At 51.8% G+C, this 15,770-nt stretch carries 15 protein-coding genes; 11 read left to right on the forward strand and 4 right to left on the reverse strand.

What is annotated here, in order from left to right:
• Positions 1–2: 2 nt before the first annotated feature.
• The 3 genes from ybgF to nadA all read left to right on the forward strand — a co-directional run bounded on the left by ybgF (position 3) and on the right by nadA (position 2,656).
• Positions 3–791 (forward strand): tol-pal system protein YbgF, encoded by a 789-nt coding sequence (ybgF, locus tag ADINL_RS14230; RefSeq protein ID WP_084154542.1) that lies wholly within the window; start codon positions 3–5, stop codon positions 789–791.
• Between the two features lie 15 nt (positions 792–806).
• Positions 807–1,502 (forward strand): 7-cyano-7-deazaguanine synthase QueC, encoded by a 696-nt coding sequence (gene queC / locus ADINL_RS14235; protein WP_036549554.1) that lies wholly within the window; start codon positions 807–809, stop codon positions 1,500–1,502.
• A 107-nt stretch (positions 1,503–1,609) separates the two neighbouring features.
• Complete coding sequence (gene nadA, locus ADINL_RS14240) at positions 1,610–2,656, forward strand: quinolinate synthase NadA (RefSeq protein WP_036549557.1); 1,047 nt, start codon at positions 1,610–1,612, stop codon at positions 2,654–2,656.
• 22 nt (positions 2,657–2,678) lie between these two features.
• Here the strand turns inward: nadA and ADINL_RS14245 are convergent, their stop codons facing one another.
• Positions 2,679–4,124 carry a M48 family metalloprotease gene (locus tag ADINL_RS14245; RefSeq protein WP_239644397.1) on the reverse strand — a complete coding sequence of 482 codons (1,446 nt, stop codon included), beginning with the start codon at positions 4,122–4,124 and terminating at the stop codon, positions 2,679–2,681.
• Between the two features lie 127 nt (positions 4,125–4,251).
• On the opposite strand from ADINL_RS14245, the gene ADINL_RS14250 reads away from it, so the two are divergent.
• Both ADINL_RS14250 and ADINL_RS14255 read left to right on the forward strand, forming a co-directional pair.
• Positions 4,252–4,491, forward strand: a complete 240-nt coding sequence (locus ADINL_RS14250) for a sulfurtransferase TusA family protein (RefSeq protein WP_036549561.1) — start codon at positions 4,252–4,254, stop codon at positions 4,489–4,491.
• A gap of 25 nt (positions 4,492–4,516) precedes the next feature.
• A complete protein-coding gene (locus tag ADINL_RS14255) occupies positions 4,517–5,611 on the forward strand; it encodes an AI-2E family transporter (protein ID WP_036549563.1) in 1,095 nt (364 codons plus the stop codon).
• An 18-nt stretch (positions 5,612–5,629) separates the two neighbouring features.
• Here the strand turns inward: ADINL_RS14255 and ADINL_RS14260 are convergent, their stop codons facing one another.
• Positions 5,630–6,100, reverse strand: coding sequence for a peroxiredoxin (locus ADINL_RS14260; protein ID WP_036549565.1), 471 nt, complete (start codon positions 6,098–6,100; stop codon positions 5,630–5,632).
• Positions 6,101–6,284: 184 nt separating this feature from the next.
• Between ADINL_RS14260 and dapA the strand changes: the two genes are divergently transcribed.
• The 4 genes from dapA to ADINL_RS14280 all read left to right on the forward strand — a co-directional run bounded on the left by dapA (position 6,285) and on the right by ADINL_RS14280 (position 10,316).
• Entirely contained in the window at positions 6,285–7,160 is an 876-nt protein-coding gene (dapA, locus tag ADINL_RS14265; RefSeq protein WP_036549567.1) for a 4-hydroxy-tetrahydrodipicolinate synthase, read from the forward strand.
• A gap of 14 nt (positions 7,161–7,174) precedes the next feature.
• Positions 7,175–8,569 (forward strand): outer membrane protein assembly factor BamC, encoded by a 1,395-nt coding sequence (gene bamC / locus ADINL_RS14270; protein WP_036549569.1) that lies wholly within the window; start codon positions 7,175–7,177, stop codon positions 8,567–8,569.
• Between the two features lie 63 nt (positions 8,570–8,632).
• Complete coding sequence (purC, locus tag ADINL_RS14275) at positions 8,633–9,346, forward strand: phosphoribosylaminoimidazolesuccinocarboxamide synthase (RefSeq protein ID WP_036549572.1); 714 nt, start codon at positions 8,633–8,635, stop codon at positions 9,344–9,346.
• 19 nt (positions 9,347–9,365) lie between these two features.
• Positions 9,366–10,316 carry a 2-hydroxyacid dehydrogenase gene (locus tag ADINL_RS14280; RefSeq protein ID WP_036549573.1) on the forward strand — a complete coding sequence of 317 codons (951 nt, stop codon included), beginning with the start codon at positions 9,366–9,368 and terminating at the stop codon, positions 10,314–10,316.
• A 35-nt stretch (positions 10,317–10,351) separates the two neighbouring features.
• Here ADINL_RS14280 and ADINL_RS14285 read toward each other — a convergent pair whose 3' ends face one another.
• Positions 10,352–10,972, reverse strand: coding sequence for an RluA family pseudouridine synthase (locus tag ADINL_RS14285; RefSeq protein ID WP_036549576.1), 621 nt, complete (start codon positions 10,970–10,972; stop codon positions 10,352–10,354).
• Entirely contained in the window at positions 10,969–12,309 is a 1,341-nt protein-coding gene (rlmD, locus tag ADINL_RS14290; RefSeq protein WP_036550206.1) for a 23S rRNA (uracil(1939)-C(5))-methyltransferase RlmD, read from the reverse strand. The genes ADINL_RS14285 and rlmD overlap by 4 nt, the downstream gene beginning before the upstream one ends.
• A gap of 185 nt (positions 12,310–12,494) precedes the next feature.
• On the opposite strand from rlmD, the gene nfuA reads away from it, so the two are divergent.
• Both nfuA and lon read left to right on the forward strand, forming a co-directional pair.
• Positions 12,495–13,088: a Fe-S biogenesis protein NfuA gene (gene nfuA / locus ADINL_RS14295; protein ID WP_036550209.1), complete on the forward strand. Its 594-nt coding sequence runs from the start codon at positions 12,495–12,497 to the stop codon at positions 13,086–13,088.
• Positions 13,089–13,236: 148 nt separating this feature from the next.
• Positions 13,237–15,681 (forward strand): endopeptidase La, encoded by a 2,445-nt coding sequence (gene lon, locus ADINL_RS14300; RefSeq protein ID WP_051632857.1) that lies wholly within the window; start codon positions 13,237–13,239, stop codon positions 15,679–15,681.
• The last annotated feature ends 89 nt before the right edge of the window (positions 15,682–15,770 follow it).

The raw sequence follows: 15,770 nt of genomic DNA on the forward strand, positions 1-15,770 counted from the left end.
GGATGATGAAACCTACGCTGAAATACACAGTTGCGGGTTGTCTGAGTGCTGTGCTGACGATGTCAGCACAGGCTCAGGTTCCAGTGATTGAAATTCGCAGTGGGGAGCAGGCAGGTAGTGCTGCGGCTCTTCCCGGTGCCTCAAGCCAGAGTGAACTGATCCAGTTGGTGTATCAGTTGCAGGAAGAGGTACGACAACTGCGCGGTGAGCTGGAGACGGCACAGCACAAGCTGAACCGCCTGGAAACAGACTCCTTCGAACGCTATCGTGATGTGGATCGGCGCCTCAGTGTGTTGATGCAGGCAGCGATGGACTCTGATACCCTGCCGCCCTTATCGGCGCCTTCTGATCTGCTGCCTGTTGAAGCTGCCGCTGAAGCAGACCCTGTACAGGTGGCTGCTGAGCCAGCTTCTGCCAACGATCAACAGGCGTATGATGAAGCCTTTGCGCTGGTACGGACACGCGAATTTGATGCGGCAATTGATGCATTCAATGCGTTTGTCAGACGTTATCCAGAGCATGCCAATACCGCTAACGGGTATTACTGGCTAGGTGAGTTGCATTTGGCTAAAGAGTCGCCAGAACAGGCTAAAGTGGCGTTCGAGACAGTGCTGGAGAAGTTTCCGGGCCATCACAAGGTGCCCGATACTCTTTATAAACTGGGCGTAACCTTTTCACGCCTGGGTGAGCATGAACGTTCACGTCATATGATGCAACGTGTCATCACTGAATACCCGCAAAGTACAGCTGCCACCCTGGCGCAAAGTTTCCGGCCTGTGGAAAGCAACTGAGGATTGAGAGTTAAGATGACAAGCGGTAAGCGTGCCGTAGTGTTGCTGTCCGGTGGTCTGGATTCGGCCACAGTCCTGGCAATGGCCAAAGACCAGGGATATAGCTGCTACGTGCTGAGTTTTGATTATGGCCAGCGTTCGCTGACTGAGTTGAATGCGGCTCGTTCTGTGGCTGCAGAGTTAGGTGCAGTAGAGCATCGAGTACTGCGCCTGCATCTGGAGGATTTCGGCGGTTCGGCGCTGACCGATCACAGCCTGAATATGCCTGAAGGTGCACCTGCTGAAGACCCCGCTGATGGCATTCCACTGACCTATGTACCTGCACGTAATACAGTATTTCTGTCACTGGCGCTTGGCTGGGCTGAGGTACTGGATGCCCAGGCGATTTTTATAGGTGTCAATGCTGTCGACTATTCTGGTTATCCAGATTGCCGTCCAGAGTTTATTCGTGCATTTGAAGCAATGGCTGCACTGGCAACCCGACAGGGAGTTGAGGGTGCACCCATCAAGATTGTGACGCCGTTGATCGATCTGACTAAAGCACAGATTATTCAGGAAGGGGTGCGTTTGGGGCTGGATTATGCCAAAACGGTTTCCTGTTATCAGGCTGATGATCAGGGACGTGCTTGTGGTCGTTGTGATAGCTGTCGTTTGCGTGCTGTTGGCTTCCAACAGGCGGGTATCGCCGACCCTACCCTCTATCAATCCTGAAGACTGATCGGTCTTTCGCGGATTTCCATGTGTTATAATGCTGGATTGAGTGCTGCTCCGTTCTCGGTGCAGCCTGCTTCCCTTAAACCCGGAGTTCGGAACTGTCCATGTTAACCAAACGAGAGTTGGCGGATCGTATTCTTGTGCAGGAACATTTTGCTCAGGAACACTTGCCAGGCGCTTTAACTTCCCAGCAAGAAGCCCAACTGACAGATGAAATTCTTTCCCTGCTCAAGCAGAAAGATGCGTGCCTGGTCGCACACTACTATACCGACCCGATTCTTCAGGCGCTGGCAGAAAAAAGTGGTGGTTGTGTCGCGGATTCACTGGAAATGGCTCGTTTTGGCAGTCAGCATCCTGCATCGACCCTGCTGGTGGCAGGCGTGCGCTTTATGGGCGAGACGGCCAAGATACTCAGCCCGGAAAAGAGGGTGCTGATGCCAACCCTGGAGGCGACCTGTTCACTGGATCTGGGCTGTCCAGTGGATGAGTTTTCGGCGTTTTGTGATCAATACCCGGATCATGAAGTGGTGGTTTATGCCAATACTTCGGCAGCGGTGAAAGCCCGGGCTGACTGGGTGGTGACCTCCAGTATTGCCTTGCGGGTGGTTGAGCATCTGGCAGACCAGGGAAAGAAGATCATCTGGGCACCGGATAAGCACCTGGGCGATTATGTGCGTCAGAAAACAGGTGCTGAGATGCTGCTGTGGGATGGCGCTTGTATCGTACATGAGGAGTTCAAGGCCAAGGGGCTGCAGGAACTGAAAAAAGTCTATCCCGAAGCAGCGATACTGGTGCATCCGGAGTCACCTGATACTGTGGTCGAGATGGCGGATGTCGTCGGGTCAACCAGTCAGTTGATTCGTGCAGCGGCAACCTTGCCTAACCGGATGTTTATCGTGGCGACCGATCGCGGCATTTTCTATAAAATGCAGCAGGCTGCGCCTGGTAAGGTGTTGATCGAAGCACCAACCGGTGGAACAGGGGCTACCTGTCGCAGTTGTGCGCATTGCCCCTGGATGGCGATGAATGGTCTGGAAAATCTGCGCGATGTGCTGTTGCGTGGCGATCAGGAGATACAGGTGTCGACTAATCTGATTGAGCGTGCCCGGTTGCCTTTGCAGCGCATGCTGGATTTCCCCGTAAGCAGTTAAAACTTCTTGAAGGACTTCTGCTTCAGAAGTCCTCTTTCATCTGGCGGCGGATTTCCAGTGTTTCGGCTTCCAGCTGCTCCAGTCGTGCTATATCTGCAGGTCTCAGGTTGCGTTCACGTTTGGCAAAGGTAATTTGTTGTACCGCGCTGTCAAGGTTGCCTGTGAGCAGAAAATACTCAATGCGTGCTTCATGTACTCCGGTGATGTTACCGGCCAGTCCTTCTGCCTCAGCAAGCTGATACCAGCTATCGACATCTGTTGGGTAGTCTTGCAAAACCTGCCGGTAAACAGGGATAGCGCGATCCGGTCTTCCGGACTCATGCATCACTCGGGCATGCAGTTTCATCACGGGCAGGCTACCAGGATAAAGATCCATCAGTTGCGATGACTGATGCTGGGCTTCAGTGTAATCATGCTCAGCCAGTAGCAGTTCGATACCGCTGAGTTGAACATACAGGTGTTGTTGCCAGCTTGAAGGGAGCTTGGCAAGTGCCTCGCGTGCCAGCTTCAGCTCACCGGTACGTATGCCTGCCAGTAAAACACCGTAATGCGATCTGGCATGGCTGTTTTCACGGCTGTCAGCCAGAAAACGCTGCAGTATTTCACCCGGCTGGTTGCTCAGGTGGACTTCCATGCGCGTGCGAATCAGATCGAAGTCGGGTGTGTAGGGACGAGGTGTTACGGTCGGTAGCGCTTCGGCGCGGTTCAGCGAGTCAGCTATGCGCGCTTCAGTTACCGGGTGCGAGAGCAAAAACTCAGGTGGGCGCTGACCATAAAAACGATAGCTGCGCTGTAATCTGGAGAACATCATAGGCATGGCTTTCGGATCCCGGTTGGCGGCTACCAGGGTTTGCATACCGATACGGTCAGCTTCCTCTTCGTTGCGTCGGCTGAAACTTAATTGTGCTTGTGCTTGTGCGCCGATAGTGCCTGAGAGTGCGGCGGCACCGCCTTGTGGATCAGCTGCGGCGATCAGGATGCTGGCCAGTACGCCAGCAAGGACCAGCGGTCGATTACGACGCTCTTCCTCGATACGCTGTGCATAATGGCGCTGGCTGAGATGTGCCAATTCATGAGCCAGCACCGATACCAGTTCATCTTCCGAGCCGGCTGCGGTAATCAACCCGGCATGAACACCAATAATTCCACCAGGAACTGCAAACGCATTGAATGTTGGATTGTCTAAAACAATTAGTTCCAGGCGTCTATCCGTCAATTGGCTGTGAGGTGCAAGATCCCAGAGTAGCTCATCCAGATAATGGAAGGTTATCGGATCTTGCAACAGGGGCGCACGCCCACGCAGTATTCTTGCCCAGTTACGCCCAAGCCTGTACTCAGAAGAGAGGGATACTGAAGCCGATGTCGGGTCTGCGAGACTGGGAAGATTGGTCGATGCGTGGCTGTGGGATGGATAAATCAACCCGATTGTACAGAGGCTAAAAAAGACCGCTGATAGAATTGCTTTCAAGAATGAATGCCTGTTTGTAATCATGTTGAGTTGTAATACCATGAGCTGCACTTTAATCTAAGCGTGGCATTTCCGTCCAGCTGTCACCAGCTGAACGTTACGAATACAGTGGAACAATGAGGTTTGTATGTCATCATTACCGGACCCGGATCAGCTATTGGATACCAGTGGTCTTAACTGTCCTTTACCCTTGTTAAAAGCTAAACAGGCATTAAGTCGTATGGTGCCGGGACAGTTGCTGCAGGTGATTGCAACGGATGCCGGCTCGGTCAGAGACTTTAAGGCCTATACAGATCAATCAGACCATACCCTGCTGAAGTCGTTCACTGAGCAGGATCGCTTTATTTATATTATCCGCCGCGGCTGACAGGTTTCGAGGAGTTGCAGGCTTCATGCTAAAAATTATCAGTAAATGGGTACATCGTTACTTTTCCGATGAAGAGGCGTTGCTGCTGTTTGTATTGCTGGCTGTTTCGCTGCTGGTGATTCTGACGCTGGGCAAGGCGCTGGCACCGGTGTTTTTCAGTATTATCCTGGCATTTTTGATGCAGGGGGCTGTGCAGCGTTGTACTCGCTATATGCCGCACAAGGTGGCTGTGCTGTTGGTGTTTACCAGTTTCATGGCGGCTTTTCTGGCATTCATGTTGCTGGTGTTGCCGCAGGTCTGGCGACAGTTGTTGACGTTGCTGAATGAAACGCCGCGCATTATGTCAGAGATACAGAAAGTGTTGCTGTTGCTGCCGGAGCGTTATCCCGAGCTGGTGTCTGAACAGCAGGTGCGTCAGTTGATCGCCATGGCAGCCAGTGAAATCGGCCGGGCCTGGCAATGGGCACTAACCTTCTCACTGCATTCGATTACCAATATTGTTGCCTTGCTGATTTACCTGATTCTGGTGCCTATCCTGGTATTTTTCTTTATGAAGGACGGGAATTATCTGGCAGGGAGCCTGACCGCCTATCTGCCGGAAAAGCGCGATATGATGCGGCGTATCTGGACCGAGATGGATGCGCAGATTGCCAATTATATTCGTGGCAAGGTGATTGAAATTCTGATTGTGGGTGCGGTGTCCTATGTTGTGTTCGTGTTTCTGGGACTGAATTATGCGGCATTGCTGGCATTGATGGTCGGTCTTTCGGTGGTTATTCCCTATATCGGGGCTGCTGTGGTGACCTTGCCGGTTGCCGGTGTTGCATTCTTTCAATGGGGTTGGGGCAGTGAATTCATTACCCTGATGATTGCATACTTTGTGATTCAGGCACTGGATGGCAATGTACTGGTTCCCATTCTGTTTTCCGAGGCAGTGAACCTGCATCCTGTATCGATTATTGTTGCAGTTCTGCTGTTTGGTAGTCTGTGGGGGGTGCTTGGGGTCTTTTTTGCAATTCCGCTGGCGACGCTGATTAAGTCAATCGTCAATGCCTGGCCGCGTGCCTTGGAACATGTGCATGAGGAGAGTCAGGGGCCTCCGGATGAGTCAGTATCCTGAGGCCCGGGTCGGGTGTTTTTATGACAGGGATTTAACCTGTTCCAGTACTTCAGCAGCATGTCCGGCGACTTTGACCTTGCGCCATTCTTTTCGCAGGATGCCCTGCTTGTCGATCAGAAAGGTGCTGCGGTCAATACCGAGATACTCTTTGCCATAGAGTTTTTTCAGCTTGATCACATCAAAGAGCTGGCACAGGCTTTCATCCGGGTCACTGATCAGCTGAAACGGAAAGGACTGTTTGTTGCGGAAGTTTTCATGGCTGCGCAAGCTGTCACGGGAAACACCAAAAATCTCGGTATCCAGGCTCTGAAATTCCGGGTACAGGTCACGAAAGTCCTGACCTTCGGTGGTGCATCCCGGTGTGCTGTCTTTAGGGTAGAAGTACAGCACAACATTGCGACCTTTCAATTCACTCAGCTTGACCTCTGTATCACTGGTCGCTTTGGCAGTGAAGTCTGCTACGGGATGGTCAATGGTGGCGACTTGCATAAGGCTCTCCTGAAAAAGTCTATGGAAAAAATGTTTCTGCTACTACGCTAAAGGGGGGTTATTCGTTTAGAATGACCGGTCATTCAGATACGATAGCAGAAGCGGGGCAGCAGGTTAACCTTGCTTTTTTACAGATGCGGTGTGGTGTTCAGATCACCACCGCCTGATCAATATGGAGAACACAATGATTTGCGGCAGTATGGTAGCGTTGGTCACCCCTATGACCCTCAACGGAGATATCGACTGGGAAGCATTGAAACGCCTGGTGGAGTTCCATATCGAGAAGGGGACCGCGTCGATTGTTGCTGTCGGTACGACAGGTGAGTCGGCCACATTGAGCTGTGAAGAGCATACCGAAGCGATTGCTTTTGTCGTGGATCAGGTGAATGGACGCATTCCTGTGATAGCGGGTACGGGTGCCAATTCAACCCGTGAAGCGATTGAATTGACACAAGCAGCGAAGAATGTGGGTGCAGATGCCAGCCTGTTGGTCACCCCTTACTACAACAAACCGACCCAGGAAGGCTTGTATCAACATTACTGTGCGATTGCTGATGCAGTGGATATCCCCCAGATCCTGTATAACGTACCGGGCCGTACAGCCTGTGATATGTTACCTGAGACTGTATTGCGTCTGGCATCAGTCAGCAACATTGTCGGTGTTAAAGAGGCTACCGGTAATCTTGAGCGTGCACGTGCACTGATTGAAGCGGCTCCTGAAGGGTTTGCCGTGTACTCAGGTGATGATGCCACTGCAATCGAATTGATTTTAATGGGTGGGCAGGGGAATATCTCCGTCACCGCAAACGTGGCACCTGCCGAAATGGCAGAACTCTGTCGTCTGGGGCTGGCTGGTGAAGCAGAGGCTGCACGAGCATTGCAGCAGCGTTTGATGCCACTGCACACGTCTTTGTTTGTGGAAGCGAATCCGATTCCGGTTAAATGGGCGTTGGCCGAAATGGGGCTGATGCAGCATGGAATTCGCCTGCCATTGACACCACTTTCACCCCAGTATCATGATGTTGTGCGTCAGGCACTCAAAGATAGTGGTATTGCATGAGTACAGGTATCCAAATGAGCACATTATTCAGACTGGGTCTGCCATTGCTGGCAACAGCATTGCTGGTATCCGGTTGTGGTTCGATAAAAAATCCGGTGTATGGTGAACATGGCCTGATTCGTGATCGCAGTCAGGATTATGAGTTGGCCGAGGCCGGACAGCGTCTGGTCATTCCTGATCACATTCAGGCCAGAGAAACCCGGGATCAGCTTGTGGTGCCGGATGTCGGTATTACGGCAACGCGTATACAGGGGCGTTTTCAGGCGCCTCGTCCTGAGTTTTTTTATGCTGATCCCACATCTGACACGGTCAGTCTGCAGCGTCTTGAGGGCGAACGGGTCATCATGGTGGATGAACCTATTGCGGATGTATGGACCAAGGTTATCGATTTCTGGGACTACAATGGTGTAAGGGTTGCCAGAACAGATCCTCGTCAGGGCGTGATTGAAACGGACTGGATTCGTACGGATGGCCGGGAGCACAGTTTGCTGGATCGCTGGTTACGTCGTTTGACATTGCGTCAGATTGAGGGGCCTGCCGAGAACAAGCTGCGTGTCGTTGTCCGTCCTGATCCGGATGATTACAGCCGTACTTCAATCCGGATGAAGCATGTACAGTTCCCGTCGGGTCAGGAACCAGATGTGGTGGACTGGGATCACAGTGTTCCAGATATCAGCTATCAGAGCGATATGATGTTTGAAATGTTGCGTTACTTCAGTCGTGCGACTGAACCGACGACTGCGCAAACCCTATTGGCGATGCAGCAGCAACGAGCTACTCGTGCAGAGCTGGGACGTGATGCACGTGGTAATCCGGCATTGCGTGTCAATGCGCCGGCTGACCGTGCCTGGGATCTGATCAGTCAGGCTCTTGATCAGGCTGATCTGGATGTAGGTACGCGCAATCAGCAGTCAGGTGTGTTCTATATGACCTATACCACGACAACTCCGGTTGAGGACACTAGCCGTCAAGGGTTCTTTGAGTGGCTGTTCTCGGATCGTGAAGAGATTACGCTGGATACCAGTTTCCTGAGCTCTGCGCTTGGACTGGGTGAAGCTGAGCCGGAAGAAAATATCTACTCCTCCCGTGGTGCTCGCACATCGGCAGAGCTGGCTGGTGATGAGGAAGTGTTGGCTGATCTGAATGACCCCAACAATCCGGCAAACCAGGATGGTTACAAAGTTTGGCTGGGTGGGCGCGTTATTTTTGTCTTCGGTGGCAGTGGACGGGGTGTGTTTAATGACCGGACTGGTGAATTTGAACATGTCGGTCGTTACCAGTTGACGCTGAACCGTACCCGAACCGGGGTGATGGTGACCGTGCTGACCGATCAGGGTATCGCTGCTCCGGCTGTGGTAGCCGAAGAGATCCTCTGGCAGATAAAAGATCAGCTGCCTCAGAGCCTCTGATATACCGACTCTTGTTAATCAGATACAGCGCCCGTGTATGGGCGCTGTTTATTGGAGAAATGAATGGAAAAGCGTGAAGCACTGTATGCGGGTAAGGCAAAATCTGTATACACCACAGATGACCCTGATCGCATGATCATGGTGTTCCGTGATGACACCTCCGCATTTGATGGTAAAAAAGTTGAGCAACTGGACCGTAAAGGAATGGTCAACAACAAGTTTAACGCCTTTATCATGCAGAAGCTGGAAGCATCAGGTATTCCAACGCACTTTGAAGCATTGCTGTCTGATACCGAGAGTCTGGTCAAGCGCTTGTCCATGATGCCGATAGAGTGTGTTGTGCGTAACTATGCAGCGGGTTCCTTGTGCCGCCGTCTCGGTATTGAAGAAGGTATGACGCTCAATCCGCCCACCTTTGAAATGTTTCTGAAAAATGACGCGTTGGGCGATCCGATGGTGAATGAATCCCATATCGCCACCTTCGGCTGGGCTGATCCTGCGCATATCGCCATCGCCAAAGAGTTGACCTTCAAGGCAAACGATGTATTGAAACAACTGTTTGATGAGGCCGGTTTGTTGTTGGTTGACTATAAGCTGGAGTTTGGTCTGTTCAACGGTCAGGTGGTGCTGGGCGATGAATTTTCGCCAGATGGCTGCCGTCTGTGGGATAAAGAGACGCGTACCAAAATGGACAAAGATCGATTCCGCCAGGGGTTGGGTGGTGTGATTGAGGCCTATGAAGAAGTTGGCCGTCGTCTGGGTATCACGTTTGACTAATGATTAAGGGTGTCAGTTGATGCGCGCTGTTTTTCTGGATAGTACCAGTCTTGATGATCTGGATCTCTCGCCCTTGGCCGCAGGCCTGGATGAATGGGTTGTCTATCCGGCCAGTACTCCGGAACAGGTGGCTGAGCGTATTGATGGTTTTGATATTGTGATTACCAATAAGGCCATCCTGACAGCTGAAACCCTGACCCAAGCTAAATCCTTGAAACTGATCTGTGTAGTGGCGACCGGGCTCAATAATGTTGACCTGGAAGCTGCGCGTCAGGCAGGCATTGCTGTGTATAACTGCCAGGGCTATGGTACCGGATCAGTTGCACAGCATGTCATGATGCTGATGCTGGTGCTGCATACGCGTTTTGCAGACTATCACCGAGCTGTCCAGCAGGGACGTTGGCAGCACGCCGAACAGTTCTGTCTGTTGGACTTCCCGATTCTGGAGCTCAGTGGGCGAACCCTCGGTATTGTTGGCTATGGAGAGCTGGGAGCCAGAGTGGCTGAACTGGCTCGGGCTTTCGGCATGCGTGTATTGATTGCAGCACGCCCTGGCAGTGAAGTGGCGTCCGGGCGTATCGCTCTGGAGGAAATGTTACCCCAGGTGGATGTGCTGAGTCTGCACTGTCCATTGACAGAGCAAACACGTAATCTGATCGATGCCGCGGCTTTGTCGCTGATGCCCAAAGGCAGTTTTCTGGTAAATGCAGCACGCGGCGGTATCGTCAATGAAGCAGCATTGGTCGATGCTTTGCGCAGTGGTCATCTTGCTGGTGCTGCAACGGATGTACTGACTCAGGAACCGCCACGTGACGGAAATCCATTACTGGATCCCTCTGTACCAAATCTGTTGGTGACGCCCCACAATGCCTGGGGGAGCCGTCAGGCACGTGAAGCGATTATCGCCCAGACTGCTGAAAACATCTCTGCCTGGAAACAGGGCCAGAGTTTGCGGCGAGTGGTGCCCTGAGGCGTCTCCAGCGGCCTGTTTCAGAAAGGGTTGCTTCAGAAAGGACAGGGTGATTCAAAGACCATCCACTCACCACTGAGTGGATGCCTCAATTCCAGCTGGTCAGCATGCAGCATCATACGTGGATGCTGTTGGTGCTCGGCTTCATCTGTATAAAAAACATCACCCAGAATCGGGTGGCCAATAGCAAGCAAATGAACTCTGAGTTGATGCGAACGGCCTGTATGTGGGTAGAGTAGTACCCGGCTGTGTTCGCTTTGACGTTCTATGCATTGCCAGTGTGTCAGCGAGGGCTTGCCATTCTCCAGGTCAACCTTGGAAAGAGGGCGGTTTTCCCAGTCGGGTGACAGTGGTAAGTCAATCTTTCCCTGTGTTTCTGCCAGGTTTCCGGTGACCAGCGCCTGGTAGCGTTTTTTCGGTACACGTTCCTGAAACTGTATGCTCAATGCCCGGTGTGAGCCTGCATTCAGTGCCAGGACCAGTAAGCCTGATGTGGCATAGTCCAGACGGTGAACAATCCGTATGGTCGGAAACTCCAGTTGCAGGCGTGTGACCAGGCAGTCCCGCTTGGCTTCACCTATGCCGGGTACGGATAGCAGATTATCCGGTTTGGATACCACCACCATGACATCATCAGCGTAAAGCAGATCAATCATTTGCGTACCTCAAACAGTGCCATGGATTCGATGTGTGATGTGTTGGGAAACATATCCAGTACACTGAACCGGGTCATGTCATACCCAGCGGCGATTAATGTGCCAGCGTCCCGGGCCAGGGCAGCCGGGTTGCAGGCGATATACAAAATTTTGCGGGGCTTTAGCGGCAGCAATTGCGGAATCAGCTCTGCAGCACCGCTGCGCGGTGGATCGAGCAGTATCAGGTCCGGTCGGTACTGCCGATACCAGGCGGTTTCCTTGATAGGCTGGCTCAGATCGGCGCAGTAAAAATCAGCGTTGTGCAGCTGATTATGCAGCGCATTTTGCTGTGCACGAGAAACCATTGTCTGGCTGCCTTCCACACCCACAACCTGTTTCAGATGGCGTGCCAGAGGTAATGCAAAATTACCCAGCCCACAGAACAGATCCAGTAAGGTTTGCTCGGGCTGAGGGTCAAGCCATTCTTTGGCACGTGCAATCATGGCGCGATTCACCTCAGCATTGACCTGCAGGAAGTCACCGGGCTGAAAAAATAACTGAGTCTGTGGATCAGCCTGAAAACCAAGCTCTGCCTGGTGGTGCAAGGGTGTCAGATTTTGCTGATGGTCTTCCAGCCAGATGCTTAGTTGCAGTTGTTTGCCAAGTTCCACAAGACGTTGCTGGGTCGTCGAGGATAGCGGCTTTACAGCGCGAAACCTTAGAGCACCCTCGCTGTCTCCAAGGCTGACCAGTACTTCAGTGATATGGCGTACATCAGGCGTTTCTGCCAGTGTTTCGTGCAGTTTTTGAAACAGTGAGTCCAGTCGTGAGTCCAGTACCGGGCAGTGTTCAATATTCAGCAGCTTGGCCGATTGGCGACGGCGAAAACCGGTCAGTAACGCACCGTCCCGTTGACGTTGATTAATACCTATACGGGCGCTGCGACGATAACCGGTTGGACGGGATTCAATCGGGTTGTCGATCTGCTCCGGTGATACGTCTGAAAAGCGCTGCAATAGGTCCACCACCAGATGCTGTTTGATGCCGGGAGCGACTTGAGTATTCAGGTGCTGCAGATCGCAGCCGCCGCACTGCTGGTAATGCTGGCATACAGGATTCACCCTGTCTGGACTTGCCTTCATGACCTCGATCGTGTCAGCTTCGTCGAAGCGTTTGTGTGAAGCTTCGACGCGCACCAAGACCTGCTCTCCCGGGAGTGCGTTGCGAATGAACAGGGTTTTTCCGCCATGCAAGGCAATGCCTCGACACTCATTACTTAAACGTATCACGTCAAGGGGTGTATCTATGACGGGTAAGGGGGCGGACGGCGGCGAGGGGCGGCGTTGTTTTCTAGGCATGGTCATCTGAAAAAAAGAAGCAATTATAACCTGTTTTCATTGCGAACCGGGACCGGAAGTTGCGAAAATCTGCTTTTAGTATTTCGGTATTCGATCAAAGGCGTAATATCCGATCAATTTACTCGGAATTAATTTCAGTGTATGCTGTCAATTAGACATCTATGACAGCTGTGAGTGTTAAAACGATGATAATTACGGTAACAGAGGGTGCTCAGGACTACCTGGCCAGCCTGCTTGAAAAACAGAATGTTGACGGAATGGCTGTGCGGTTGTTTGTGACTCAGCCCGGTACGCCCTATGCTGAGACTTGTCTGGCCTATTGCCGACCAGACGAGGTGAATGATCAGGATGAGGTGCTGGAAACCGTCAAGCTGCGTTTTTATCTGGAAAAAAACAGCTTGCCGTATCTGGAAGAGGCGGTAATCGATTTTGCTGAAGATCGAATGGGTGGGCAACTGACGATCAAGGCCCCCAATGCCAAAATGCCTAAAGTGACAGCTGACAGCCCGTTGCAGGACCAGATCAACTATATTCTCTATTCAGATATCAATCCGGGGCTGTCCGCTCATGGGGGCGAGGTCAAGCTGATCGAGTTGATTGAAGAAGAGGCCGGGCATATTGCAATTCTCAAGTTTGGCGGTGGTTGCCAGGGATGCAGTGCTGTCGACCTGACGCTGAAGGATGGCGTGGAAAAAACGCTGATTGAACGTGTTCCAGGTCTGGTAGCGGTGAAGGATGTGACGGATCACAGTAATACCTCTAATGCCTACTACAAGTAATCACTGAAGCTCCAAATTTGTCGTCAAGCCGTAACAGAGACCTGAAGGGTGTTGCGGCTTGCAATTTCTTTCCTTGCCCCCATAGACTGATACTATCCAAAGAGCACAGCCCAGACCGGGTTGCTGCGCAGCACAGAGGCACAGAATTATGGATCACTTTGAAGCAATAGAGGATAACGCCGGTCGTGGCCGTGTTGATATCGAGCTTCCGGTTCTTCCACTGCGGGATGTTGTGGTATACCCGCACATGGTTATCCCGCTGTTTGTGGGGCGAGCCAAGTCGATTCGAGCATTGGATAATGCTCTGGCTCACAACAAACAGATTGTATTGGTAGCGCAAAAGAGTGCTTCTGAAGATGAGCCTGCTGCTTCCGATCTGTTCCATGTCGGAACTGTGGCCACCATTTTGCAAATGCTGAAATTGCCAGATGGTACGGTCAAAGTACTGGTTGAAGGCGAGTACCGTGCGCGTATTGCCTGCCTGACGGATCACGAAGACTGCTTCAGTGCCAGCCTTGAAGTGATGGTGACTGAAGAGGCCACTGAAGCTGAAAGTGAAATCTACAAGCATACGGCACTGGACCAGTTCGAACGCTTTATTCAGATCAACAAGAAGATACCTTCTGAAGTGCTGAGTTCACTGCAGAATATCGATGACATTGGGCGCCTGGCGGATACCCTTGCAGCGCATATGGCGCTCAAGCTGGACGAGAAGCAAAAGGTTCTGGAGATGCTCGGCAGTCGTGAGCGACTGGAATATCTGATGGCCAAAATGGAAACTGAAATTGACCTGGTAGAGGTTGAGAAGCGCATCCGTGGCCGGGTAAAAAAACAGATGGAAAAAAGCCAGCGCGAGTACTATCTGAACGAGCAAATGAAGGCTATTCAGAAAGAGCTGGGTGACATGGATGAGACTGGCGGCAATGATATGGATGAGTTGCGTCGTCGGATTGAAGCCGCCGGAATGCCTGAAGAGGCGCTGAAAAAGACGCTGGCCGAGCACAAAAAATTGCAAATGATGTCGCCGATGAGCGCAGAGGCAACAGTGGTGCGTGGTTATATTGACTGGATGCTGCAGGTGCCCTGGACCAAACGTTCCAAGGTGCGTCTGGATATGCAGCGCGCACAGAATATTCTGGATGAAGATCATTTTGGTCTGGAAGAAGTCAAAGAACGTATTATTGAATATCTGGCTGTACAGAAGCGGGTTCGCAAGCTTAAAGGGCCTATTCTGTGTCTGGTAGGGCCTCCGGGTGTTGGTAAGACCTCACTGGGTAAATCCATTGCCCGTGCCACCAATCGCGAGTATGTGCGTATGGCGTTGGGTGGTGTCCGTGATGAAGCCGAGATTCGGGGTCATCGACGTACCTATATCGGCTCCATGCCGGGTAAGCTGGTGCAGAAAATCACCAAGGCAGGCGTCAAAAACCCTCTGTTCCTGTTAGATGAAATTGACAAAATGGGGATGGATCATCGTGGTGACCCGTCTTCAGCGCTGCTGGAAGTGCTGGATCCTGAGCAAAACAGTACCTTTAACGACCATTATCTTGAAGTGGATATGGATCTTTCTGATGTACTGTTCATCTGTACGTCCAACTCGATGAATATTCCCGGTCCTTTGCTGGATCGTATGGAAATTATCCGTATTCCGGGTTATACCGAAGATGAAAAGCTCAATATTGCGAAAAAATACTTGATTCCCAAGCAGATGAAGCAAAGCGGCCTGAAATCAGGTGAGCTGGTGTTTACTGATGAGGCGATTCTGGATTTGATCCGCTATTACACCCGGGAAGCTGGTGTACGTGGTCTGGAGCGTGAGATTGCCAAGATCTGTCGTAAAGCGGTACGTGAGTTCGCCCTGGGTAAAATGACTGAGGCGTTACAGCAGGTCACCGCTGAGAATCTGGAGCATTACTCGGGTGTACACAAGCACAACTATGGTAAGGCTGAAGAGGAAGACCTGGTCGGGCATGTAACCGGGTTGGCCTGGACGCAGGTTGGCGGAGAAATTCTGAGTATCGAAGCGGCGATCGTGCCAGGGAAAGGGCGTCAGATTCATACCGGTTCGCTGGGTGATGTGATGAAAGAATCCATCCAGGCGGCTCTGACCGTGGTGCGCAATCGTTCGGTGCAACTGGGGATACGTCCTGATTTTCATGAGAAGCAGGATATTCATATCCATGTGCCGGAAGGTGCGACGCCAAAAGATGGACCGAGTGCCGGTATAGGTATGTGCACAGCGCTGATTTCTGCGTTAACAGGCATTCCTGTACGCTCTGATGTGGCGATGACCGGTGAGATTACCCTGCGTGGACAGGTACTACCGATCGGTGGTTTGAAAGAGAAATTACTGGCTGCACACCGGGGTGGCATCAAAACTGTGGTCATTCCGGATGAAAATAAGCGAGATTTGAAAGAAATACCTGAAAATATTAAGGCAGACTTGGACATAATCGCGGTAAAATGGATTGATGAGGTTTTGGAGGTGGCATTGACCCGCTCTCCGGAGCCTCTTGATGAGAAAGAAGCAGAAATTGTTGCTAAAGAGAGTGCAGGTGTAAAACCTGAGCCAGGACAATTAAGCACTCATTAAACGCTGAAGCCCCCATAAAAAGGGGCTTTGCGGTTGACACCGGATTCTGAGTGTTGGTATAAAGTGGCCTGAAGAGTTACTGGGCATAC

Origin of the sequence: Nitrincola lacisaponensis, from assembly GCF_000691225.1 — a bacterium.
GTDB classification, from domain to species: Bacteria; Pseudomonadota; Gammaproteobacteria; order Pseudomonadales; family Balneatricaceae; genus Nitrincola; species Nitrincola lacisaponensis.

Bases quoted from the DNA above. Each gene is read 5' to 3' on its own strand.
- ybgF (WP_084154542.1), top strand. From the start codon at position 3: ATGATGAAACCTACGCTGAAATACACAGTTGCGGGTTGTCTGAGTGCT.
- queC (WP_036549554.1), top strand. From the start codon at position 807: ATGACAAGCGGTAAGCGTGCCGTAGTGTTGCTGTCCGGTGGTCTGGAT.
- nadA (WP_036549557.1), top strand. From the start codon at position 1,610: ATGTTAACCAAACGAGAGTTGGCGGATCGTATTCTTGTGCAGGAACAT.
- ADINL_RS14250 (WP_036549561.1), top strand. From the start codon at position 4,252: ATGTCATCATTACCGGACCCGGATCAGCTATTGGATACCAGTGGTCTT.
- ADINL_RS14255 (WP_036549563.1), top strand. From the start codon at position 4,517: ATGCTAAAAATTATCAGTAAATGGGTACATCGTTACTTTTCCGATGAA.
- ADINL_RS14260 (WP_036549565.1), bottom strand. From the start codon at position 6,100: ATGCAAGTCGCCACCATTGACCATCCCGTAGCAGACTTCACTGCCAAA.
- dapA (WP_036549567.1), top strand. From the start codon at position 6,285: ATGATTTGCGGCAGTATGGTAGCGTTGGTCACCCCTATGACCCTCAAC.
- bamC (WP_036549569.1), top strand. From the start codon at position 7,175: ATGAGCACATTATTCAGACTGGGTCTGCCATTGCTGGCAACAGCATTG.
- purC (WP_036549572.1), top strand. From the start codon at position 8,633: ATGGAAAAGCGTGAAGCACTGTATGCGGGTAAGGCAAAATCTGTATAC.
- ADINL_RS14280 (WP_036549573.1), top strand. From the start codon at position 9,366: ATGCGCGCTGTTTTTCTGGATAGTACCAGTCTTGATGATCTGGATCTC.
- ADINL_RS14285 (WP_036549576.1), bottom strand. From the start codon at position 10,972: ATGATTGATCTGCTTTACGCTGATGATGTCATGGTGGTGGTATCCAAA.
- rlmD (WP_036550206.1), bottom strand. From the start codon at position 12,309: ATGCCTAGAAAACAACGCCGCCCCTCGCCGCCGTCCGCCCCCTTACCC.
- nfuA (WP_036550209.1), top strand. From the start codon at position 12,495: ATGATAATTACGGTAACAGAGGGTGCTCAGGACTACCTGGCCAGCCTG.
- lon (WP_051632857.1), top strand. From the start codon at position 13,237: ATGGATCACTTTGAAGCAATAGAGGATAACGCCGGTCGTGGCCGTGTT.